Origin of the sequence: Staphylococcus sp. GDY8P131P, assembly GCF_017891975.1 — a bacterium.
Taxonomy (GTDB): Bacteria; Bacillota; Bacilli; order Staphylococcales; family Staphylococcaceae; genus Staphylococcus; species Staphylococcus nepalensis.
Window position 1 is genome coordinate 70,390 of the sequence record NZ_JAESKF010000002.1, and the last position, 22,562, is coordinate 92,951.

Below are 22,562 nucleotides of genomic sequence, written 5' to 3' on the forward strand. Positions count from 1 at the left end.
TACATTGTTATTGTAATCATATTCCGTCATACATAAAATGAATTCAAAATTATTTTATTATGGGCTCTATTTTCACATCAACGTTGCCTCTAATTGAATTGGATATCATACAGTTGTTGTCTGCAATTTTTAGTAATTTAGGGAGTTTCTTTTTTAATAAATCTTTTTGATTTTTGTCAACCGTTATTTCTGGATAGTGTGTAATTGAGTCCATTTTAAATTTAGCATTTTCAAATATGGCTAAGCCAATTGAAGATTGTTGTATCTCAATATGATCAAAGCCTGAACGTTCCAGTACTGCTGCTAATGAAATGATATAACATGAAGAGGCGGCAGAAACGAGTAATTCATCGGGATTAGTTCCAGTTCCATTACCTCCTAAACCTGCTGGTATTGATATTTGTTCATCTAAGACATCTCCTATAAGATTTCCTACAGATTCACGGCCATCAGACCATTGTGTGTTAACTTTAAATTGATGTTGAACCATTGCTATTGACCTCCGTTGATTATATGATAACTTAAGTTTAGACGATTCTACCGTATAATGAAAGGGGAGAGGATTTTAATGCAATTAAAAGAGGAACGACAAAACCTTTTGTTAGTTGCACACCGAGGATTGTCTTCAGAATATCCAGAAAATACATTGATTGCATTTCAAGCAGCATTACAAAGTAATATCGATATGTTAGAAATAGATTTACATAGAACAGCAGATGGCTGTCTAGTTGTTATACATGATGATTCCATTGATAGAACGTCCAATGGCAGTGAAAAAATAAAAGCAGCTACATTGGACGCTTTAAGACAATATGATTTTGGAATAAGTAAAAATAGCCTGTTTGAAAGACAATTGATACCGACATTTGAAGAAGTGTTGCAGTTAATTCAATCATTGCCTCAAACACTATTAATTGAAGTGAAACAGCCTAAAAATTATCCAGGTATTGAAAATGATTTGTTTAATAAATTAGAGCAATATAACATAAATAAAGATAAAGTCATTATACAATCATTTGATCAAAACTTTATCGAAGTATTGTATAAAAAGGGCTTTGGGTGTCGATTGGGTGTGTTAATAAGTAGAAAGCGATATTGGTATCACATGCCTAAATTTAAAAAAATATCAGCTTATGCTGATTTTGTTAACCCTCACTATTCATTAGTGACTAAAACTTTTATGAAACAAGCACACCAAAACGGTTTGAAAGTAATGCCATATACGGTAAATGATGGAAATCTTGCTAGGAAATTAGAGCGTCTAGGTGTAGATGGTTTAATCTCAAATAATCCAAATTTATTATTTCATTAATACTATAAACGTTAAGTGTTGGTTACGAATTTTTTAGAAAAATGAAGCATTTTGGTGCAGATATAATTAAAATTTTTTAATCGTACATTTACATAAATATAAATAAAAGACTGATTTCTATTTCATATACTAGAAACCAGTCTTTTTAAATGTTGTACTTTGAAATTTCACGACCAATGTATTAAGGTAAAAAGATTATTGTAGTGGTTCATGTCCACCATAACTAATCCAATTCTTTTTCAATAAACCCATCACATGACAATCATTATATTGTCCTCGTGTATAGAAATGTTCTTGCAAAGTCCCTTCGATTTTAAAATTTTGCTTTTGATAAATATGAACTGCTTTTTCATTAGTGACGTCTACGAACAAATAAATTTTATGCAAGTTTAATACTAGAAAAGCATAATCTATAGCCATTTTAAATGCTTTTGAAGCGTATCCTTTACCACTATATTGGCCATCAACGATAATTTGAATCTCACAGTTACTATGTATAAAATCAATTTCAACTAACTCAACTACACCAATGCGTTCTGATTCTTCTTCTATAATAAATCTTCTCTCAGATTCATCTAAAATATGTTTTTTATAAAGTGATTGTAGTTCACTTAAAGATTGGTATGGCTCCTCAAACCAATAGGACATATTAGCATATTCATTATTTAAACGATGTACAAAGTCTAAATCTGTTTCTTCTAAAGCTCTAATTTTCACTCATAACACTCCTTTATCATATATACTATATATGATAAAGGAAAAAGTAAAAAGTAAAATAGAGCATAATTTATAAATAAGATTGAAATCTATTCAACCAGGGTTTAATTTACGAAAATACAAAAATCACAATGCCAAATTAAACTCAAATCACTTAAAAGTAGGTGGGAGAAGATAAGTGAAAACGATTCGAAGTCCATATCGAAAAGGCAGAAGATGTTGGAAAAGTAAACCATTTTATATTTAGATTTTGACCGCATTGTTCTAACCATCTATACATTAAAAGATATAAGATGGTTTTCAATACTGATATCAATAAAAAACACCAACCATTTTGGTTGGTGTTTTTTATTGAAGACAATTATCTTGAATAGTACTCAACGATAAGTTGTTCATTAATTTCTGCTGGTAATTCACTACGTTCAGGAATACGGATGAATTTACCTTTTAAGTTGTCTGCATCAAATTCTAAGTACTCAGGTACAAAGTTGTTGATTTCAACAGATTCAGCAATGATATCTAATTTAGCAGATTTTTCACGAACTGAAACCTCTTGTCCTGGCTTAAGTGTGTATGATGGAATATCAACACGTTTACCGTCTACTTCGATGTGACCGTGGTTAACGATTTGACGAGCTTGACGACGCGTACGAGCCAAACCTAATGAATATACAACTGCATCTAAACGAGAAGCAAGTAATTGCATGAAGTTTTCACCATGTACACCTTGTTGGTTACCAGCGATTTCGAATGTGTTATGGAATTGTCTTTCAGTTACACCATATAAATAACGTAATTTTTGTTTCTCACGTAATTGTAAACCATACTCAGACATTTTTTTACGTTGGTTTGGACCATGTTGTCCTGGAGCGTATGGGCGTTTTTCTAATTCTTTACCAGTACCACTTAATGAGATACCTAAGCGACGAGATTTTTTCCAATTTGAACCTCTGAATCGAGCCATAATAAGACTCCTCCTTTATCTTTTTTGTTGTTATGAAAAAACAAAAAAGAGTGTTGTATGCTTAACTGGATATATTGTTTTATGTGTCCTCGCCTCATAGCTACGGTTACACGGCACGCCCGCATCGGGAACAATATAGAGCCAATTAATATACAACTGCTAATTTCGTTTATTCACACAAAGAGTATTGTATCATGATATATCGTTCTGTCAACTCTTGAGTTGAAAATAAGTAGAAATTAAGTTAGTTGTTGCTCGATAATCGCTACAACTTTTTCTAAACCTATTTGGTCGTCGTTTCCAAAGCGATTTGTAATTGGCGCATCAATATCTAAAACACCAATTACTTTGTTATTCTTATGAATAGGAACTACAATTTCAGATTTACTATTTGCATCACAAGCGATATGACCTGGAAAGGCATTAACATCTTCGACTAGTTGCGTTTCATTTTCAGCAACAGCTGTACCACACACGCCCTTACCAACAGGGATATGTACACAAGCTGGATGCCCTTGGAACGGACCTAGGATTAATTCATTCTCTTCCATCAAATAAAACCCTACCCAATTAATTTGATCTAATGAATCATTTAGTAGCGCAGATACATTACTTAAAATAGCAATGGTATTTGATTCGTCTTCAATTAAACTAAACACTTGTTTTTGTAATAAGTCATAATTTGTTACTTTGACTTCTAACATAAAAAAACCTCACTTTTTACTTTTCATTTATTATAAAGACTGTTTTAATAGTAATCAATCAATTAAATTGAAAAGGCTTTATTGAAGATAACATTATACATATTATTAATAGAGAGTGATTTAATACTTATTTTAAATAATTAAGGCGATTAGCTCATTTTCTCTTTTAATGGGTAGGTAACTTACGTTATAATGAATAGTGATAAAATAGGAGGAGAAAACATATGGTATTGTATGTCATTTTAGCAATTATTGTCATTATACTGATTCTTGTCGGTGTATTATTCTATATGCGTTCAAACAAAAGCCAGATGATAGAAAAGGCTGAAACGCGTAAATCAAAAGTAGAGCAATTACCCTATGATGAAAGTCTATCTCAATTATCTGAGTTAACTTTAACTGGCGAAATGAAATCTACTTATAATAATTTAAAACAAAATTCATTAGATAGTAAAAATCAATATTTATTACCAGTAGAAGAAAAAATTCATCAAGCAGAAGGCTTATTGGATAAATTTAAATTTTCACAAGCACAGACTGAAATTGATGAAGCACATGAATTGATGGATAAATATGAAGAAAACTATAACGAACTTAATTCGTATGTGGAAAATGTTTTAGAGTTACATAAAGATAGTGATCATTTATACGAAGCGTGCAAGGTAGACTACCGTGAAATGAAACGTGATGTATTAGCCAATAGACACCAATTTGGTGAAGCAGCAGAACCATTAGAACAAGAAATTGAATCATTTGTTCAAGAAATGGAAACATATGAATCATTGAAAGCAGAAGGTAATTACAATCAAGCGCATGAGCATATCAAAACATTAAATGAAGATATGAATTATTTGAAAAAAGATATGGATGAGATTCCTGAATTAATTAGAGAAGCGCAAAAAGAATTACCAGGCCAATTCCAAGATTTAAAATATGGCTGTAGAGATCTTAAAGTGGAAGGCTATGATTTAGATCATGTCAAAATCGATAGTTCACTTCAAACGCTTAAAACAGAATTAAGTTTTGTGGAACCGATGATTAGTCGATTAGAATTAGACGAAGCAAACGATAAATTAAATAGTATTAATGATCGACTTGATGAAATGTATGAACTCATAGAGCATGAAGTTAAGGCTAAAAATGAAGTAGAAGAAACTAAAGAAGTTATCACTGATAATTTATTTAGAGCAAAAGAAATGAATTACACATTACAAACTGAAATTGAATATGTTCGAGAAAATTATTACATTAATGAAAGCGATGTTCAAAATGTACGACAGTTTGAAAATGAAATTCAAAGTATGATTTCTGTTTATGATGAAATTTTACGAGAGATGGCCAAATCAGCTGTAAGGTATAGTGAAGTTCAAGATAATTTGAAATATATTGAAGAGCATGTTGATGTTATAAATGAAAAACAAGAAAAATTACAGAATCATTTAATTCAACTGCGCGAAGATGAAGCAGAAGCAGAAGAAAATATCTTGCGTATACAAAGTAAAAAAGAAGAAGTTTATAGAAAATTATTAGCTTCTAATTTGCCAAGTGTGCCAGAACGATTTATTATTATGAAAAATGAAATTGATTACGAAGTCCGAGAAGTTAATAAAAAATTCAGTGTAAGACCGATTCATGTTAAACAATTAAAAGATAAAGTATCCAAAGTTGTTTTACAGATGAATAAATTCGAAGATGAGGCTACAGATGTACTTGTAAATGCAGTTTACGCAGAAAAATTAATCGAGTACGGTAACCGTTATCGTAAAGAAAGTTCAAATATTGATAAGAGTCTCAATGAAGCTGAAAGATTATTTAAAAATAATCGCTACAAACGGTCAATTGAAATTTCTGAACAAGCGCTTGAAAGTGTAGAACCTGGCGTTACAAAACATATTGAATCGCAAGTAATCAACTAAGACCAATTTTTAGTGATTGAAAATGTACAAGGGCTGGGACATTTATCGATGTCGCAGCCTTAAATATGATATAGGCAGTAGACGGCTGGTTTTGAAAATAGACGCATAGCATGCTTTGACAAACCACGTCATAAATGTGGGGGCGGGACAATGAAATCTTTTTAAACAATAGATTTCTGTTCCGCTCCCTTTTCTTTTTATTAAAAGCGAGTATAATGCTAAAAGGAAAACGCTAAAAATATGTTAAAAAGGATAAGTATTTATCCATATTTCGATAATTGCTAAGAACTCAACAAAACAATAAACAATCAACTATACAGAACTGGAGTGAACAAATTGATTTATCTTGATAATGCTGCGACGACTAAGCCGCATCAAGACGTATTAGATACATTTATTACTGTGAATGAATCGCTATACTTTAATCCTAATAGTCCGCATAAAGCTGGCTTACAAGCAGAGCAATTATTACAAAAAACGAAAGCACAAATTAAAGAGCTATTTCATTTAAAAAATAGTTTTGATATTGTGTTTACGAGCGGGGCAACCGAATCAAATAATATAGCAATTAAAGGTATTGCTTATAAGAAAAAAGATTTTGCTAATGTCATTATTACTTCTGTTTTAGAACACCCTTCAGTGTTAGAAGTTGTACGTTCATTAGAAAATGAAGGATTTAATATAGAATATGTAAACGTGACGAAGGAAGGACAACTTGATTTAGAGCATTTAAACTCATTAATGTCAGATAACGTAGCGCTTGTCACTTGTATGCATGTAAATAATATAATGGGGCAAGTTCAACCATTAGAAGAAGTGGCTCAAATTGTACATCAATATCCTAAAGCACATTTACATGTAGATGCAGTGCAAGCAATAGGAAAAGTCCCCTTAAATTTTGAAGCGGCAGATACGTTAAGTTTAAGTGGGCATAAATTTCATGGATTAAAAGGCCAAGGTGTTTTATTTGTGCGTAACTTACATCAGCTTGAACCGATTATTCACGGTGGCGGACAAGAGTATGGCGTCAGAAGTGGGACAGTGAATTTACCTGTAGACATATCCATAGTAAAAGCCTTGAAAATAGCTGTAAATGAAACGAATGAATTGTATAATAAATTAAGTGCATTTAATCTCGAAATCATTCAATTTCTGAAAGGTTACCATGGTGTGCAAGTCAATTCTCCTCTCGGTGCATCGCCGCACATTTTGAATATTGGCCTTCCTGGTGTGAAAGGTGAAGTTTTAGTTAATGCATTTTCTAAAAATGATATTATGCTTTCTACTACAAGCGCTTGCTCATCTAAAAAAGCGTCTTTAAACGAAGTACTTTTAGCAATGAAGATACCCAAAAAACAAATCGAAGGTAGTATTCGAATATCCATGGGTGCTAATACGACCTCTGATGATATTCAAACTTTCAAAGAAAAATTTAAAAATGTATATGAAGAAGTAAGGGAGTTGTTAAGATGATTTATGATCACATATTAGTGAGATATGGCGAACTAACATTAAAAGGCGCTAACCGAAAGATGTTTGTTAATAAATTGCGTGCAAATGTTAAACGTGCTTTAATGCCGTTGCAAGGTTATAAAGTTAAAGCGAATAGAGATAGAATGTACATTGAATTATACGAAGGGGCAGATATAGATGAAATGTGTCGTAGACTGGAAAAAGTATTCGGTATATATTCTATAAGCCCTGTGTTGAAAATTGAGAAAACAGTGGAAGCGGTACGTGATATTGCTGTGAAATTTGCTCGAGATTACGAAAGTGACGATACGTTTAAAATTGACGTCAAACGTTCAGATAAAAACTTTTCATATGATACGTATCAATTGCAAAAGGATATTGGTGGTGCAGTGTTAAATGCGACAGACCATTTAACGGTGGATGTACATCACCCTGATCATACAATTAAAGTAGAAGTACGTTTAGATGCGATTTATGTTTATGATAAAGTGATTTCTGGTTCAGGCGGTCTACCAGTTGGTACAGGCGGCAAGACGTTATTGATGTTATCGGGTGGCATTGATTCTCCGGTAGCAGGTATTGAGGTTATGAGAAGAGGGGTCACTGTCGAAGCAATTCACTTTCATAGCCCACCATTCACAAGTGAAAAAGCGAAAGATAAAGTGATTGAATTAACACGAATTATGTCGACACACGTTGGCCCTATCAAATTACACATTGTGCCATTTACTAACTTACAAAAACAAATTAATAAAGAAGTCCATGAACGATATACGATGACTTCAACGCGACGTATGATGATGCGTGTTGCAGATAAACTTGTGCATGAGATTGGCGCACATGCCATTGTAAATGGCGAAAATTTAGGACAGGTTGCGAGCCAAACATTAAAAAGTATGTACGCAATTAATCGTGTGACATCAACGCCAGTATTACGTCCGCTATTAACTCTAGACAAAGAAGATATTGTCAAAAAATCTAAAGATATTGGTACGTTTGATGTTTCTATTCAGCCATTTGAAGATTGTTGCACAATTTTCACACCCAAAAACCCTGTAACAGAACCAGATATTGAAAAAGTAGAAAAATTTGAAAGCGTCTATGATTTTGAACCTTTAGTGCAAGAAGCGTTTGAACAAATTGAAACTTTAACAATCACACCAGATTATCAAAGTGACAAAGATTCTGAAACACAAGCACTAGCAGATAATTTATTCTAATATAGCCTTACATTTATCTATTAGATATCATAATGAATGCTTATAAATTAGATAATATAGACAGGGGATGGAAACATGTTAGATTGGGATATTTCAATTGTCCTTATAATTATACTTCTAGGTTTTTTAGCAGCTTTTATTGATGCTGTTGTAGGTGGCGGTGGACTAATTTCTATACCAGCGTTATTAGCAGTGGGCATGCCCCCTTCAATGGCATTAGGGACAAATAAGCTAGCAAGTTCTTTTGGTTCTTTAACAAGCGCTTATCGCTTTTTGAGATCAGGTAATGTTGATCTAAAGATTGTAGGAAAACTATTTCCGTTTGTATTTATTTTATCTGTGTGTGGTGCAAGCGTGGCTACGTTTTTACCGGCTGAATTGTTGAAACCACTCGTAATTATAATATTAACAATAGTCATGATTTATACACTTGCCAAAAAAGATTGGGGCAGTGTCCGTACGTACACTAAATTAACGTTTGGAAAAGCAGTCATATTTACCATGCTTATGTCATTAATAGGTTTTTATGATGGATTTTTAGGTGGCGGAACAGGGTCATTTATGCTCTTTATTCTATTAATGTTTGGCTTTGATTTTTTAGGGGCTGCAGGTAATGCTAAAGTATTAAATTTTGCATCCAATTTAGGTGCTTTATTATTATTCATGATACTAGGTCAGGTTGACTATTTTTATGGGTTGATTATGGCTATAAGTATGATTTGTGGCTCTTATGTTGGTGCAGCTTTTGCAATTAAAAAAGGTGTAAGCTATGTCAAAGGTTTGTTTATTATCGTTACAGCAATATTAATTTTAAAAAATGCTTATGACTATATTATACAAGTAATACATTAGGTGAAAGTATAATTTAAATTATAACAATATATTATTTTAATAGCATATTTATAAAAATAATGAAGCAGGCAAGAAAACTAAAATAGAAATATTTGTTTTCGTTAGCCTGCTCCTTTTATATTTAAAAAGTAAATTGAGGTATACACCGTTTAATTGATTATGTTTAAATTGTATTTGGAAAGATTGAAATAAATATTATGGGAGTGAATAGAGATGTCGAAGAAAAGGGTCATAGCAATTGTACTTGCAGTAGTTATTGTACTAGGAGGTGTCGTTATGAGTTCGATTTCGACTGTTATATCTTCGCTTTTTAATGAAGATAGTTCATCGGAAATGGATCCATTTACTGAAACAGTTGAAAAAGAAGGCGACGCTACCAAGAGAATTGCGCATTTAACTTTAAATGGAGAAATAGCTGAAGGAACCGGAGGCGGTATGTTTGGAGGATCTGGTTATAACCACGAAGCATTTCTTAAACAATTAGATAAAGTTAAAAAAGATAGTTCGATTAAAGGTGTGCTGTTAAGTATTAATACACCTGGTGGTGGCACATACCCAAGTGATGAAATTTATAAAAAGATTAAAGAAATAAAACAAAAACATAAAAAGGTTTATGTACATATGGAATCAATGGCCGCTTCAGGTGGTTATTATATAGCTGCACCATCTGATAAAATATACGCTGGTCCTCAAACGACAACTGGTTCCATAGGCGTTATTATGTCAAACGTAGATTATTCAGGTTTACAAGAAAAACTAGGCGTTAAAGAAAATGTAATCAAATCTGGTAAACATAAAGATATTATGAGTAGTTCCAGAGAAATGACTAGTGAAGAAAAAGATATATTGCAGTCAGTATTAGACGATAGTTATGAACGATTTGTTAATATTGTTGAAGATGGCAGAGACATGTCAGAAGAAAAAGTTAAAAAATTGGCTGACGGTCGTATCTATAGTGCGCAACAAGCTAAAGCAAATGGCTTGATAGATGAAATTGGTTATAAAGATAACGCTTTGAAAGCACTAAAAAAAGATATCAATGCTGAAGATGCAGAAGTATTTAAATATAGCGAAGGCGGCGGTTGGTTCAGCTCTCTCTATTCCACTAAAACAACAATAGGTCAATTCAAGAATGACTTAAACGAATTAAAATCAATTATCAAAAATGATACAGAAGCTGAACCGATGTATCTATACGAAGGTTAGGTGTATATAATGGATAAGCACACAAACGAAGAAGCGGTACAAAACGATTCGAAAAATCATACATCTGAAATAGAAACACTCTATCACCAACAATTAGCGAAGTCTTTATACGCCGGGTTTGGGATAAGATTTTGGAGCTTTATTATTGATTTATTAATCATATTTGGTCTTCATAGTTTGGTTTTAAAGCCCATATATCAATTTACTAATATAGATGAAATGAAGTTATGGATTGATTATTTTAGTATCGGTCATATGTTAGATGCACTTATTTTTTATATTTACTTTGTATTAATGACTAAGTTTTTCAAACAAACTATTGGAAAAATGATTTGTAATATTAGAGTAGAACGGTTAGATCGTCAACCGCTTTCATGGTCGGATGTTTTATTTAGAGAATGGATCGGCCGTATTATCAGTGGTGTAATGTTTAACTTACCGTACTTGGTTACATTATTTACTGACAAGCATAGAGGGATTCACGACTTCTTTGCTAACACGGTAGTAATAAAAAATAAATTCGAAAAAATCTTTTACCTAAAAGAAAGTAACAAACTTTAGTAGGTATAAGTTTATTTTAATACAGCAAACGGGTATACTATTTGATGTAAGTACTTTTTAATAGGAGGCGTGCAATATGGCACAAATTACATTTAAACAGGAACCAGTAACTTTATATGGTTCTCAAGTGAAAAAAGGAGAATTTGCTCCAGAATTTACTGTGTTAGACAACGACTTGAATGAAGTAAATCTAGAAACTTACGATGGACAAAAAAAATTAATCAGTGTGGTTCCATCAATAGACACAGGTGTATGTGATCAACAAACACGTAAATTTAATGAAGAAGCTGCGGAAGAAGATGGCGTTGTATTAACGATTTCTGCAGATCTGCCATTTGCGCAAAAAAGATGGTGTGCATCAAATGGATTAGACAACGTAATCACTTTGAGCGATCATAGAGATTTATCTTTTGGTAAAACATATGGCGTAGTTATGGAAGAATTACGCTTGTTAGCGCGTTCTGTTTTTGTATTAGATAAAAATAATAAAGTAATTTATACTGAAGTTGTTCCTGAAGGCACAGATTTTCCAGATTTTGATGCAGCTTTAGAAGCATACCGAAGCATATAAAAATATAAAATTGTCATAAGCATACGTTTGAACCGACTCATAAACAGTATCATTGACATTATAATTCAAACTGTCCATAATTATTTGGTAATATAAGTTAGGGGTACTGACTTAATTTCAACTTAATTATGGACAGTTTTTTTAGAAAGGACTTTTAAATGGCACAAGAAGAAACAGTAATGGAGAAATTATTTAAAACACTCGATGAAAAAGCTAAGGCTTTGAACGAAGAGAATGGCCAAAGTTTTATGGAAAATTTAGGGCTTGCAATGGAAAACGTTTATACGGAACAAAGATCATTGCTTGAACAGGCAACCTTACAAGATAGACGTAAGGCATTTCAATTTGCTTACCTAAATTTAATGCAAAAAGAAGATATCCAAGCTAATCACCAAATTACGCCTGATTCAATCGGCATGATTTTAGGGTTTCTTGCAGCACGCTTCTTAAAGAATAAAGAAGCATTTCATATTGCGGATATAGCTAGTGGCGCTGGACATTTGAGTGCTTCTGTACACGAGGTATTATCGGAACATACAATGATGCATCATCTCGTTGAAGTCGACCCAGTATTATCACGCGTAAGTGTACATTTAGCAAACTTTTTAGAAATCCCATTTGATGTGTATCCTCAAGATGCTATCATGCCTTTACCTTTTGAAGATGCCGACGTCGTTATTGGCGATCTACCCATTGGTTATTATCCATTAGATGACAGAAGCAAAGAAATGGAATTAGGGTTTGATGAAGGGCATAGTTTTTCGCACTATTTATTAATTGAACAAGCAATTAGTGCATTAAAAACATCTGGTTATGCATTCTTAGTGGTGCCAAGTGATTTATTTGAAGGTACAAATGTGAAACAGTTGCAAAACTTTATTGCTACAGAAACAGAAATGCAAGCATTTTTAAATTTACCATCTACATTGTTTAAAAATGAAAAGGCACGTAAATCTATCCTTATTTTACAGAAAAAAGAAACTAATGTAACGAAGCCTGTAGAGGTGCTATTAGCAAATATACCTGATTTCAAAAGCCCACAACAGTTCCAAGCATTTTTACAAGATTTAAATGCTTGGATGGCAGAAAATCACCCTGAAAATTAAACTGTAATATTCTTGAATTCGCACTGTATTAATGATTAAATAGATATGGATATTAAAAACTTAATTTAAATTGGAGGCATTATGCTATGTCAAAATTAATTTTGGCCATTAACGCTGGTAGTTCATCATTGAAATTTCAACTTATTGAAATGCCGGAAGAAAAAATTGTTACTAAGGGACTTATTGAACGTATTGGGTTAAAAGACTCTGTATTTACAATTGAAGTAAATGAAGAAAAACATAAAGAAACTTTAGATATTGCAGATCATGAACAAGCGGTTAATATCATGCTAGAAAGCTTCAAGAAACATGGCGTGATTGACAGTATCTACGATATTGATGGCACAGGACACCGTGTTGTACATGGAGGGGAATTATTCCCGAATTCTGTTTACGTTACAGATGAAGTTGAAGAGCAAATTGAATCTCTAAGTGAATTAGCACCACTACACAACCCTGCAAACTTAATGGGTATTCGTGCTTTCCGCAAGTTGTTACCAGAAATCCCACATGTAGCTATATTTGATACTTCATTCCATCAAACAATGCCAGAAAAATCATATTTATATAGTTTACCTTATCAATATTATGAAGATTATGGTATTCGTAAATATGGCTTCCACGGTACAAGTCATAAATATGTATCACAACGCGCTGCTGAAATTTTGGGTAAACCAATTGAAGAGTTGCGTATCATTTCATGTCATATCGGTAATGGTGCGTCAATAGCAGCGATAGATGGAGGCGAATCTGTAGATACTTCAATGGGCTTCACACCATTAGCAGGTGTTACTATGGGCACGCGTTCAGGTAACATTGACCCAGCTTTAATTCCATTTATTATGGAAAAAACTGGTAAAAACGCCGAAGAAGTACTCAACACGCTAAATAAAGAATCTGGTTTATTAGGTATTTCTGGTACTTCAAGTGATTTAAGAGATATTATTGACGATGCTAAATCTGGTAAAGAACGTGCACAGTTAGCGTTAGATGTATTTGCATCTAGAATTCATAAATATATTGGCTCGTATGCTACGCGTATGCACGGTGTAGATGTGATTATCTTTACTGCAGGTGTTGGTGAAAACTCTGATCCTGTTAGAGCAAAAGTATTAGAAGGTTTAGAATTTATGGGTGTTTATTGGGACGCTAAGAAAAATGAAGCGATTCATGGCGAAGAAGGCTTTATTAACTACCCACATTCACCTGTTAAAGTTATCGTGATTCCAACGAACGAAGAAGTAATGATTGCACGCGATGTTGTTAAATTTGGTAATTTAGACTAATGTTACAGAGGACGAGATATCAATTATGTCTCGGCTTCAAAGTAGGATACACAGCGTGAGCGTAAAGTAGCACTTCTTAATTTATGCAGTTAGTGATACTTATGCATATGCTTTAACACATGTATGTGATTTAACTTCACTTTTTACTTATACATGCGAGGGCGAGATAGAATTTATAAATTCTATCTCGCTTTTTTATATACTTAAATTCGGTGTCTCAGCGTATATCATTTAAAAAGGTCATTATTTTCTTTTAATTAAATGCTTATAGCTTAAATCAAGGTCATATATGTTAAAAGATTTTAAACCCATTATACTTTTTGACAACTACTTAAATATTTGGGGCAAAACTAAAAGACGACACAATTGTGTTTAATTCAATAGTTAGTCGTCTTATAGTTTACATATTATTTTTCATCTGTTGGCTCTACATCAAAAGCAATCAGATTCGTTTGCTGTTTGTTATTGAAGTTATTATCTGAAATAAGCACTAAAATGTCATGGCCATTTGGTAGTTTAGGACCGAATGTCATACCTTCAATATTATCAATATGGCCAACATCTTGTTCATTTAAATTTGCAATTAAATGTTTTTTAACTGGTGATATTTTATGATTTTGAATTGAATTCATATTTTTAATGTTTGTGCCACTCGTCACATCCGCTTTATATATACGTATATCATTTTTAAATTGATTATTATTGTTTTGAACACTTGCACGTTCTAATATTAAAAGTTCTTTTTCATTTAACATTAATATTTCGGCGATGCCATTTTCTGCTTCTTTATTTTTACCAGGTTTTTGAGGGATGGCGTCTAGCGGGTAGGCAATTTCAGAGATGGTATCTCCTTGTCTATTATACTGTGTTAAGCGGGTATGGGAACCTGAATTTGTAGTTGGTAATTGATCATCTTGAATAATTGGTGCTTCCATCGATGCCCAAATATGTTTGCCATCTTCAGTAAAGGTACTGCCTTCTAATGCTAGATTATTACGAAAGCCTTGTTTGTTTTGATGATCCATTTTAAGTGGGGTATGTATTGGAATTTCAGAAATAAAATCACCATTTTTAGATGCTATTCTTATGAATGGATTTAACCCCAACTCACGGTCGCCTTCACTGGTGTATAGAATTTGATGATTGTTTAAAGGATTAACGCGAATTGATTCAGGATCGGCTACCGCATGATTTGATTCAGAGGTAAAGTCATTTTTGTTTGGATATGTTGTTTTATCTGGCTGTTTTAGATAATGCATTTGAGTAAACTTAATATGATTAAACTGTTGCTTATTATAATTAATATGTGCTTCATAAAATCTAGCATGGTCTTTTTCTGAACGATCGTCACTAATCATTAGCCATGTGTTACTTTTAGGGTCGTAATCTATGCCAGACAAGCCACCGATACTAGCCCCTTTGTATTTTGTTTGATAGGGGATGGTTTCTGTATCGATGTATGTTAGTTGCGAGGCAGTTTTTTGATTGGATTTCATATTTTTTGTTTCTGCATATGTATTAGAGGAAAGACTTAAAATGGAACAACCTACTATACTCAAAATAATTATCCTTTTAAAAGAATTCATATCATCTACTCCTTTATTTATGTGCTGTTTGATTTAAATTTTAAAATACAAATATGAATTTTGTTTGAAATTGATATAACATGTTTATAACAAATTAATTTAAAAAGCGACCTAAAAGCAGATTATAAAAAAATAGTTTGCTCTCAACATTGAGGCAAACTATTTTTGAGTATTTGTATGATTCACAGGATGACACGGTTTAACAATCCAGTTAAATTACGCTATTATTAACGCGCTTGATATTTTGATCTGAATTCGTCTGTAGCAACTTGTGGTTGGAAATCTTCAGGAAGTTCTTCAGTGCGCACAACTAATACGTCACAAGGTGAGTGGCGAACGATGGCTTCTGATACAGAGCCGACTATGAATCTTTCGACCGCATTAAGGCCTGAAGTACCACACATAATTAAATCTGCTTCGACATCCGCTGCCAATTTTTTAGGTATAATTGCCTTTGGAGAGCCAAATTCTAAACGTGTTTCCACGTCAGTAACGCCAGCATTTGTAGCGACTTCTTTGTAACCTTTCAATAGATCTTCAGAGAAGTTTTTAGATTTTTCGGTAAATTGAGCATCGTAAACTTCATAGGAAGAATAAGTTCTTGAATCAATTACATTTACAATAGTTAATTTTGCTTCATTACGTTTTGCTACGTCTACTGCTTTGTTGAACGCCCATTCAGCTTCATGTGATCCATCTACTGCAATTAATATGTTTTTATAAGTTAGCATCACAATTACCTCCTTCATCTTCTTGATTATATTATACCACTATTTACAGAATATTAACATAATTTGTAGTCATTAATAATGTAAAAATACTCTAAACTATGATTGCGCTTTCACAAAATACACGTTACTATAAATTTGGAGGTGGATAAAATGATCATAGGTATTCCGAAAGAGATTAAAAACAATGAAAATAGAGTAAGTTTATCCCCAAGTGGTGTACATGCTTTAGTAGAAGAAGGGCACTCTGTCATTGTTGAAAAGTCTGCAGGTTTAGGTTCATATTTTGAAGACGAAGACTATATAACAGCTGGAGCTAAAATTGGTAATGGGCCTGCTGAAGTATGGGATGTTGACATGGTTATGAAAGTTAAAGAACCATTAGAAGAAGAGTTTCAATATTTTAAAGAGGATTTAATTCTATTTACGTATTTACATCTAGCAAATGAAAAGAAATTAACACAAGCTTTATTAGAAAATAAAGTCATTGCAATCGCGTATGAAACGGTTCAGTTGTCTGATAAATCATTACCACTATTGACACCTATGAGTGAAGTGGCTGGTCGTATGTCTGCTCAAATTGGTGCTGAATTTTTACAGAAATACAAGGGGGGCATGGGTATCTTACTTAGCGGTGTGCCTGGCGTAGCTAAAGGTCGTGTAACGATTATTGGCGGCGGCCAAGCGGGTACAAATGCTGCTAAAATCGCTTTAGGTTTAGGCGCGGATGTTACAGTTTTAGATGTTAACCCTAAGCGTTTACAAGAGCTTGAAGATTTATTCGATGGTCGCGTACATACGATTATGTCTAACCCATTAAATATAGAAGAATGTGTTAAAAATAGTGACTTAGTGATTGGGGCAGTGTTAATACCTGGAGCTAAAGCGCCCAATCTAGTTTCTGAAGACATGGTTAAATCGATGAAAGATGGTGCGGTTATCGTAGATATTGCTATTGACCAAGGCGGTATTTTCGAAACAACAGATCGCATTTCAACGCATGATGATCCAACATATAAAAAACATGGTGTCGTACATTATGCAGTAGCGAATATGCCTGGTGCAGTGCCACGTACTTCTACGATTGCATTAAACAATGCGACATTGCCATACGCATTACAAATTGCTGGAAAAGGTTATTTAAAAGCATTACAAGATAATGAGCCTTTATCTTTAGGTTTGAACACAATTAACGGTGTATTAACAAATAAAGGTGTAGGAGAAGCGTTAAATTTAACATATGCCAATATTGAAAGCGTACTAAAATAACTTGATTCAATTTGGAAAATAGTATCAAAATAAAAAACTGGCCATCTCATACGAATCGAAGGGATGGCTAGTTTTTTTAATTAATTAACAATGAACGTCTATACGATTGAGACATAAACAAACAATCTAGTCTCAACTACAATATAGGCCAGTAGTTGGTTAAATCTGACATTGCACTTATAGTTAGCTTTTAAGATTGGTATAATCATGACTAAAAGGCGCAACGAAAATTAAAGCATAAGATCGTTATTCGTTTGTCATCGTTAGGTGCTAAACAATTTGAGTGCCGTGCACTTCTTGGAAAGGAAAGGCAGCTAGGAGCTTTTGTACATTAAATTTGTTCAGACCACCGCCGGGCATAATTTCGATATCCCCGCCTGAATTGACTACCAATTTACCTAGTTGGTTTAGATTGTCAAATATATCCGAATCAGCTGGACCGCCGTGCGTTAGCAGACGCGTAAAGCCAATATCAATTAATTGATGTAACGCTTTTATTTGGCCCTGTAAATGTATTTGATCAAACGCCATATGACATACAACTTGTTTCGGCGATGCTAGCTGTTTTAATGTCTTCATTTGCCATTCATTTAATGTATCATCATCAGTTAGGCAACCGAAAACAAAATAATCAATACCACAACGTTTGATCGCAGTTATATCGCGTTGCATAATTTCAAAATCATAAAGACTATATACAAAGTTACCGCCACGTGGACGAATCATCACAGCGATTTCTACGTTATTAGCTTTACACATTTCAGTCGCAATTTCTATCATGCCTATACTTGGTGTTGTGCCACCGACACTTAAGTTATCACAAAGTTCAACTCGGTCGGCGCCATGTTTGATAGCATATTCAATTTCCTGTACTGTTTCAACTACAGCTTCTTTAATCATTTTTGATACCCTGTTAAACTTTCGTTCCCATTTTCTGTAACGAGAATATCATCTTCAATACGTACACCAGCAACGCCTGGAACATATATACCAGGTTCCACAGTTACAACCATTCCAGGTACAAATTTATTTGTATTTGTACTAGACACATCTTGATATTCATGTTCTTCTAATCCTAATCCATGACCCAAACGGTGAGGGAAATAGTCACCATAACCAGCGTCACTAATAATGTTACGAGCGATAGCGTCCACGTCTTTAATCGTCACTCCAGGTTTAATTGCCGCAATGGCTTCTTGTTCAGCTTTTAAAACAGTATCGTAAATTGCTTGAGCTTCCGCACTTGGTTGTCCAAATTGTACTGTTCTTGTCATATCACTACAGTAATTTTCGTAAATAACACCTAAATCAAATAATACAAATTCATCATTTTGTAATTGACGGTCTCCTGGGACTCCATGAGGTGAAGCAGCATGGTCACCGAAAAGCACCATAGTATCGAAACTCATTTCATTTACGCCATAAGCTTTAATTTCATATTCGATATGATTAACTACTTGGCGTTCTGTTACGCCTTCTTTTAAAAAGTTGACACCGATTTCAATACATTTATCTGCGAGTTCACATGCTCTTCGAATTTTTGCTATTTCGCTCTCGCTTTTTACATTACGAAGAGATTTGATAATATGGTCAATATCCCCAAATGATTGAACATTGAAAGCTGCGATTAATTCACGCTGGCGTTGTAAAGTTAAATGCGCTGCTTCGACCAGAATCTTATTAATAGCTAGTGGGTATTTATCTAAAGCGTTTTCGGTGTCTAGATAGCCAATGATTTCACCTTCAAAAGGAGAGGCTTTTACTTCTTCTACTTCCAGTTGTGGGCAAAACAGGACTTGCTCACCATTTTCTTTGATAAGTAACGCTAGTAAACGTTCATGAGGATCACTTAAATAACCTGTGAAATAAAAAATATTCAGTGGTGTGGTAATCCATGCTGCGTCAGCATGTTGAGATTTCAGTTCTTCTGTAACTTGTTGTAACTTCATTGTTTCATCCTCCTAAATGTAATATCATACTAATTTTATGTTAGTTTATGAAGGAATTCAAAAATAATATATTAAAATTAAATAGACCGATTATAATTTCGATGAAAGAAAAGGCTATTTGTGTCGATGTTTTACAAAAATGTGTTATAACCAGCTGTAATTGTGGTATATATAAATTAAATAGATTTATGGGAGGAATTATCGATATGAAGTTATCTTTTCATGGACAATCAACGATTTATTTTGAAGCGAATGGTAAAAAAGTTATTGTCGATCCATTTATTACAGGCAATGAGTTGTCTGACTTAGATGCTGAAACGTTAGATGTTGATTATATTATTTTGACACATGGTCATGGAGATCATTTTGGTGATACTGTAGAGTTAGCAAATAGAAATCATGCAACAGTGATTGGTTCTGCAGAATTAGGAGATTATTTGACTACTACAAAAAATGTTGAAAATGTAAGACCTATGAATATTGGCGGTAAGGCTGAATTTGAGTTTGGTACAGTTAAATTTGTGCAAGCATTTCATAGTTCTAGTTTAACTGATGAGAATGGTATCCCAGTTTATTTAGGTATGCCGATGGGTCTAATTCTAGAAATAGAAGGCAAAACAATATATCATACAGGTGATACTGGGTTGTTTGGTGATATGAAATTGATTGCAGAACGTCATCCAGTTGATGTTTGTTTTATACCAATCGGTGACAATTTCACTATGGGAATTGATGATGCTAGCTATGCAATTAATCAATTCATTAAGCCTAGTATTACAGTACCAATCCACTACAATACATTCGATTTGATTAAGCAAAATCCAGATGAATTTAAAGCTGCAGTGTCAGAAGGGGAAGTGCAAGTGCTTAACCCAGGTGATTCAGTAGAATTTTAATTGTGATACGGCAAAGATAGTAGTACAGGATCATATTTTAAAAATCATTTCCATACGCCGCCAAGATTTAGAAAGTTAAGAACAAAGAAGCTAAGTCTTGGCACGTGTACAAGTGTTACTCGTTTTCATAGAAATGGTAGAGGATAGAGCGCTTGGATAAGAACTACTAACGTAAAAGAAGGCATATGAGTGTGCTTTAAAAGTAGTTCTTTAAGAGTAATGTTTAAACATAACACTTTAGCAACCAATTGTTGAGAACAAAGATGAGGCTGAAACGTAAATAAGCGTTCCAGCCTCATCTTTATTATTTTACTATAAGAACAGGGATGCTAGCTCTTTTAGCCACTTTGTGACTCACACTACCTAATACAAATTTTTTCTTTTCTTCAGCACGACGGTTACTAAGAACAATAATTTCATATTTTCCACTATTCGCTTCTTTTACTAATTGCTCTTTTGGATTGCCGCGGACAATGATTTCATCATATTTGATACCATATTCTTCTAAAGCATTACGTGTACTTTCTAAACCTTCACTTCGTTTTTCAACAAGTTTATCTAAATGCACACCAGATTTAATTGAAGCTTGGGCATCTTGTTCACTAATTGTATTCATAATTGTTACAACAGTGTCTTTCCCAGCTAATTTAGAAACTTCTTTAAGTGCTTTTTCGTTTTTAAGTGTTGTATCAACACCAAGTAAAATATTTTTGAACATTGTTCATCCCTCCTTAACTCTATTCTAATTAAAGTTTATCACAAATCAAATTAAAATTTATGTATTTTCATATAAACTGAGTAAAAAACTTTTTAGATATTAATTTATGTAGAAATATATGTCATAATTGTTGTTAAAAAGTGATTTTAACATCATTACTTCGCAATTTTATTTATAAAAAGTTATAATATCATAGAAAATGTCCAAAAATGAGGTTATTACAATGACAAAGCATGAGCAAATTTTATCTTATATAGAATCTTTAGCAGTAGGACAAAAAATTTCTGTTAGGAAAATAGCGAAAGATTTAAGTGTATCTGAAGGAACAGCATACCGTGCTATTAAAGATGCTGGGAGAATAGGTTTAGTAGCGACCATTGATCGAGTTGGAACAGTCCGAATAGAAAAGAAAACACGCGAACAAATCGAACAACTTACATTTGGAGAAATTGTAAAAATAATTGATGGACAAGTGTTAGGCGGTAGAAATGGGCTTATCAAAACATTGACAAAATTTGCTATCGGAGCAATGGAAATCGAAGATGTGATAAAGTATTTAAGCCCTCATACATTATTAATTGTTGGAAATAGAAAAGATGTACAATTAGCTGCTTTGAAAAGAGGAAGCGCAGTATTGATCACTGGTGGTTTTAGGACTTCTGATGAAATTGTTAAATATGCAGATGAACATGATTTACCCATACTATCCTCAAATTATGATACATATTTAGTTGCTAATATTATTAACAGAGCAATGTATAACCAAATGATTCGAAAAGAAATTTTGGTTGTTGAAGATATAGTTAAACCTGTTAACGAAGGCACTGTAGTGTTTGACCATATGACTTTGCATGATTATAAAGAAAAAGCGAAACACACAGGTCATTCAAGATTTCCGGTGATTGATGAATATTGGCGTTTAGTTGGAATTATTACTAGTAAAGAAATTATTAAAATGGAAGATAATGACACATTGGCACATTTTATGACTAAGACACCCATCAATGTGCAACTTTCCACTACTGTAGCTAATTGTGCCCATATGATGATTTGGGAAGGCATCGAACTTTTGCCTGTTATTTCTCCAAGCAAAAAACTAATTGGTGTTATTACAAGAAAAGATGTACTAACCGCGATGCAATTATTAAGTCGTCAACCGCAAGTAGGAGAAACGATTAATGACCAAATTGCTAAACACATTACAATTACTAATGATGTTATTCAAGTTCAAACTTCACCACTGCTTACAAATCAATTTGGTACTTTAAGTAAGGCAGTATTCGTAGCTATTATTGAGGAAACAGTGCGTTATGAGATGAGAAAATTAAAAAAACTTGAAGTGATGATCGAAAGCTTAAATATTATTTACATTAAAACAGTGCAAATTGAATCTGAAATCAACGTGCATTATGATATGTTAGATGTAGGAAGAAATTTTGCTAAATTAGAGGTTACAATGACGAGAGATGGTAAACATGTCGCCAAAGCAATGATTATTTGTCAGATGATAGATTAAAGAAAATTATAT

General features: G+C 33.3%; 22 protein-coding genes. 13 read left to right on the top strand and 9 right to left on the bottom strand.

Annotation, left to right across the window (positions count from 1 at the left end; translation table 11 throughout):
• Nucleotides 1-49: 49 nt before the first annotated feature.
• On the bottom strand, nucleotides 50-490 hold the full coding sequence (locus KA894_RS00845; protein ID WP_115342108.1) for an SACOL1771 family peroxiredoxin: 441 nt from the start codon (nucleotides 488-490) through the stop codon (nucleotides 50-52).
• A gap of 78 nt (nucleotides 491-568) precedes the next feature.
• On the opposite strand from KA894_RS00845, the gene KA894_RS00850 reads away from it, so the two are divergent.
• A complete protein-coding gene (locus tag KA894_RS00850) occupies nucleotides 569-1,312 on the top strand; it encodes a glycerophosphodiester phosphodiesterase (protein ID WP_115342109.1) in 744 nt (247 codons plus the stop codon).
• A gap of 195 nt (nucleotides 1,313-1,507) precedes the next feature.
• Here KA894_RS00850 and KA894_RS00855 read toward each other — a convergent pair whose 3' ends face one another.
• The 3 genes from KA894_RS00855 to KA894_RS00865 form a co-directional block, all read right to left on the bottom strand.
• Entirely contained in the window at nucleotides 1,508-2,029 is a 522-nt protein-coding gene (locus KA894_RS00855) for a GNAT family N-acetyltransferase (RefSeq protein ID WP_096809168.1), read from the bottom strand.
• A 361-nt stretch (nucleotides 2,030-2,390) separates the two neighbouring features.
• Nucleotides 2,391-2,993, bottom strand: coding sequence for a 30S ribosomal protein S4 (gene rpsD, locus KA894_RS00860; RefSeq protein ID WP_096809170.1), 603 nt, complete (start codon nucleotides 2,991-2,993; stop codon nucleotides 2,391-2,393).
• Between the two features lie 239 nt (nucleotides 2,994-3,232).
• Nucleotides 3,233-3,697 carry a GAF domain-containing protein gene (locus KA894_RS00865; RefSeq protein WP_103373484.1) on the bottom strand — a complete coding sequence of 155 codons (465 nt, stop codon included), beginning with the start codon at nucleotides 3,695-3,697 and terminating at the stop codon, nucleotides 3,233-3,235.
• 224 nt (nucleotides 3,698-3,921) lie between these two features.
• On the opposite strand from KA894_RS00865, the gene ezrA reads away from it, so the two are divergent.
• The 9 genes from ezrA (at nucleotide 3,922) to KA894_RS00910 (ending at nucleotide 13,888) form a co-directional block, all read left to right on the top strand.
• Nucleotides 3,922-5,613: a septation ring formation regulator EzrA gene (gene ezrA, locus KA894_RS00870; RefSeq protein ID WP_107644229.1), complete on the top strand. Its 1,692-nt coding sequence runs from the start codon at nucleotides 3,922-3,924 to the stop codon at nucleotides 5,611-5,613.
• A 336-nt stretch (nucleotides 5,614-5,949) separates the two neighbouring features.
• Nucleotides 5,950-7,086 (top strand): cysteine desulfurase family protein, encoded by a 1,137-nt coding sequence (locus KA894_RS00875; protein WP_096809178.1) that lies wholly within the window; start codon nucleotides 5,950-5,952, stop codon nucleotides 7,084-7,086.
• On the top strand, nucleotides 7,083-8,306 hold the full coding sequence (gene thiI, locus KA894_RS00880; RefSeq protein WP_096809179.1) for a tRNA uracil 4-sulfurtransferase ThiI: 1,224 nt from the start codon (nucleotides 7,083-7,085) through the stop codon (nucleotides 8,304-8,306). The genes KA894_RS00875 and thiI overlap by 4 nt, the downstream gene beginning before the upstream one ends.
• Nucleotides 8,307-8,381: 75 nt before the next feature.
• Nucleotides 8,382-9,158: a sulfite exporter TauE/SafE family protein gene (locus KA894_RS00885; protein WP_096809181.1), complete on the top strand. Its 777-nt coding sequence runs from the start codon at nucleotides 8,382-8,384 to the stop codon at nucleotides 9,156-9,158.
• Nucleotides 9,159-9,371: 213 nt separating this feature from the next.
• Entirely contained in the window at nucleotides 9,372-10,364 is a 993-nt protein-coding gene (sppA, locus tag KA894_RS00890) for a signal peptide peptidase SppA (protein WP_096809182.1), read from the top strand.
• 9 nt (nucleotides 10,365-10,373) lie between these two features.
• Complete coding sequence (locus tag KA894_RS00895) at nucleotides 10,374-10,925, top strand: RDD family protein (RefSeq protein ID WP_103373021.1); 552 nt, start codon at nucleotides 10,374-10,376, stop codon at nucleotides 10,923-10,925.
• Nucleotides 10,926-11,001: 76 nt separating this feature from the next.
• Complete coding sequence (gene tpx, locus KA894_RS00900; RefSeq protein WP_096809186.1) at nucleotides 11,002-11,496, top strand: thiol peroxidase; 495 nt, start codon at nucleotides 11,002-11,004, stop codon at nucleotides 11,494-11,496.
• Nucleotides 11,497-11,654: 158 nt separating this feature from the next.
• Nucleotides 11,655-12,602, top strand: coding sequence for a class I SAM-dependent methyltransferase (locus KA894_RS00905; protein WP_096809188.1), 948 nt, complete (start codon nucleotides 11,655-11,657; stop codon nucleotides 12,600-12,602).
• Nucleotides 12,603-12,688: 86 nt separating this feature from the next.
• Nucleotides 12,689-13,888, top strand: coding sequence for an acetate kinase (locus KA894_RS00910; RefSeq protein ID WP_096809191.1), 1,200 nt, complete (start codon nucleotides 12,689-12,691; stop codon nucleotides 13,886-13,888).
• Between the two features lie 407 nt (nucleotides 13,889-14,295).
• Here KA894_RS00910 and KA894_RS00915 read toward each other — a convergent pair whose 3' ends face one another.
• The gene (locus tag KA894_RS00915) at nucleotides 14,296-15,474 is read right to left on the bottom strand and encodes an esterase-like activity of phytase family protein (RefSeq protein ID WP_115342111.1); all 1,179 of its coding nucleotides are present in this window, start codon (nucleotides 15,472-15,474) and stop codon (nucleotides 14,296-14,298) included.
• Between the two features lie 227 nt (nucleotides 15,475-15,701).
• Entirely contained in the window at nucleotides 15,702-16,205 is a 504-nt protein-coding gene (locus KA894_RS00920) for a universal stress protein (protein ID WP_096809194.1), read from the bottom strand.
• Nucleotides 16,206-16,355: 150 nt separating this feature from the next.
• On the opposite strand from KA894_RS00920, the gene ald reads away from it, so the two are divergent.
• On the top strand, nucleotides 16,356-17,471 hold the full coding sequence (gene ald / locus KA894_RS00925) for an alanine dehydrogenase (RefSeq protein WP_115342112.1): 1,116 nt from the start codon (nucleotides 16,356-16,358) through the stop codon (nucleotides 17,469-17,471).
• A gap of 270 nt (nucleotides 17,472-17,741) precedes the next feature.
• Here ald and KA894_RS00930 read toward each other — a convergent pair whose 3' ends face one another.
• Nucleotides 17,742-18,371, bottom strand: coding sequence for a copper homeostasis protein CutC (locus tag KA894_RS00930; RefSeq protein ID WP_115342113.1), 630 nt, complete (start codon nucleotides 18,369-18,371; stop codon nucleotides 17,742-17,744).
• A complete protein-coding gene (locus KA894_RS00935) occupies nucleotides 18,368-19,420 on the bottom strand; it encodes a M24 family metallopeptidase (RefSeq protein WP_096809200.1) in 1,053 nt (350 codons plus the stop codon). The genes KA894_RS00930 and KA894_RS00935 overlap by 4 nt, the downstream gene beginning before the upstream one ends.
• A 206-nt stretch (nucleotides 19,421-19,626) precedes the next feature.
• On the opposite strand from KA894_RS00935, the gene KA894_RS00940 reads away from it, so the two are divergent.
• Nucleotides 19,627-20,316, top strand: coding sequence for a metal-dependent hydrolase (locus KA894_RS00940; RefSeq protein ID WP_096809202.1), 690 nt, complete (start codon nucleotides 19,627-19,629; stop codon nucleotides 20,314-20,316).
• Nucleotides 20,317-20,620: 304 nt separating this feature from the next.
• On the opposite strand, the gene KA894_RS00945 is transcribed toward KA894_RS00940, so the two are convergent.
• Nucleotides 20,621-21,034, bottom strand: a complete 414-nt coding sequence (locus tag KA894_RS00945; protein WP_096809204.1) for a universal stress protein — start codon at nucleotides 21,032-21,034, stop codon at nucleotides 20,621-20,623.
• A 223-nt stretch (nucleotides 21,035-21,257) separates the two neighbouring features.
• Here KA894_RS00945 and KA894_RS00950 point away from each other — a divergent pair, with 223 nt between their 5' ends.
• Nucleotides 21,258-22,550 carry a DRTGG domain-containing protein gene (locus KA894_RS00950; RefSeq protein WP_103373311.1) on the top strand — a complete coding sequence of 431 codons (1,293 nt, stop codon included), beginning with the start codon at nucleotides 21,258-21,260 and terminating at the stop codon, nucleotides 22,548-22,550.
• Nucleotides 22,551-22,562 lie beyond the last annotated feature (12 nt).

What these genes read in the sequence shown, in the direction of transcription:
- KA894_RS00845 (WP_115342108.1), bottom strand. Translation starts at nt 490, where the DNA reads ATGGTTCAACATCAATTTAAAGTTAACACACAATGGTCTGATGGCCGT.
- KA894_RS00850 (WP_115342109.1), top strand. Translation starts at nt 569, where the DNA reads ATGCAATTAAAAGAGGAACGACAAAACCTTTTGTTAGTTGCACACCGA.
- rpsD (WP_096809170.1), bottom strand. Translation starts at nt 2,993, where the DNA reads ATGGCTCGATTCAGAGGTTCAAATTGGAAAAAATCTCGTCGCTTAGGT.
- KA894_RS00865 (WP_103373484.1), bottom strand. Translation starts at nt 3,697, where the DNA reads ATGTTAGAAGTCAAAGTAACAAATTATGACTTATTACAAAAACAAGTG.
- ezrA (WP_107644229.1), top strand. Translation starts at nt 3,922, where the DNA reads ATGGTATTGTATGTCATTTTAGCAATTATTGTCATTATACTGATTCTT.
- thiI (WP_096809179.1), top strand. Translation starts at nt 7,083, where the DNA reads ATGATTTATGATCACATATTAGTGAGATATGGCGAACTAACATTAAAA.
- KA894_RS00885 (WP_096809181.1), top strand. Translation starts at nt 8,382, where the DNA reads ATGTTAGATTGGGATATTTCAATTGTCCTTATAATTATACTTCTAGGT.
- sppA (WP_096809182.1), top strand. Translation starts at nt 9,372, where the DNA reads ATGTCGAAGAAAAGGGTCATAGCAATTGTACTTGCAGTAGTTATTGTA.
- KA894_RS00895 (WP_103373021.1), top strand. Translation starts at nt 10,374, where the DNA reads ATGGATAAGCACACAAACGAAGAAGCGGTACAAAACGATTCGAAAAAT.
- tpx (WP_096809186.1), top strand. Translation starts at nt 11,002, where the DNA reads ATGGCACAAATTACATTTAAACAGGAACCAGTAACTTTATATGGTTCT.
- KA894_RS00905 (WP_096809188.1), top strand. Translation starts at nt 11,655, where the DNA reads ATGGCACAAGAAGAAACAGTAATGGAGAAATTATTTAAAACACTCGAT.
- KA894_RS00910 (WP_096809191.1), top strand. Translation starts at nt 12,689, where the DNA reads ATGTCAAAATTAATTTTGGCCATTAACGCTGGTAGTTCATCATTGAAA.
- KA894_RS00915 (WP_115342111.1), bottom strand. Translation starts at nt 15,474, where the DNA reads ATGAATTCTTTTAAAAGGATAATTATTTTGAGTATAGTAGGTTGTTCC.
- KA894_RS00920 (WP_096809194.1), bottom strand. Translation starts at nt 16,205, where the DNA reads ATGCTAACTTATAAAAACATATTAATTGCAGTAGATGGATCACATGAA.
- ald (WP_115342112.1), top strand. Translation starts at nt 16,356, where the DNA reads ATGATCATAGGTATTCCGAAAGAGATTAAAAACAATGAAAATAGAGTA.
- KA894_RS00930 (WP_115342113.1), bottom strand. Translation starts at nt 18,371, where the DNA reads ATGATTAAAGAAGCTGTAGTTGAAACAGTACAGGAAATTGAATATGCT.
- KA894_RS00935 (WP_096809200.1), bottom strand. Translation starts at nt 19,420, where the DNA reads ATGAAGTTACAACAAGTTACAGAAGAACTGAAATCTCAACATGCTGAC.
- KA894_RS00940 (WP_096809202.1), top strand. Translation starts at nt 19,627, where the DNA reads ATGAAGTTATCTTTTCATGGACAATCAACGATTTATTTTGAAGCGAAT.
- KA894_RS00945 (WP_096809204.1), bottom strand. Translation starts at nt 21,034, where the DNA reads ATGTTCAAAAATATTTTACTTGGTGTTGATACAACACTTAAAAACGAA.
- KA894_RS00950 (WP_103373311.1), top strand. Translation starts at nt 21,258, where the DNA reads ATGACAAAGCATGAGCAAATTTTATCTTATATAGAATCTTTAGCAGTA.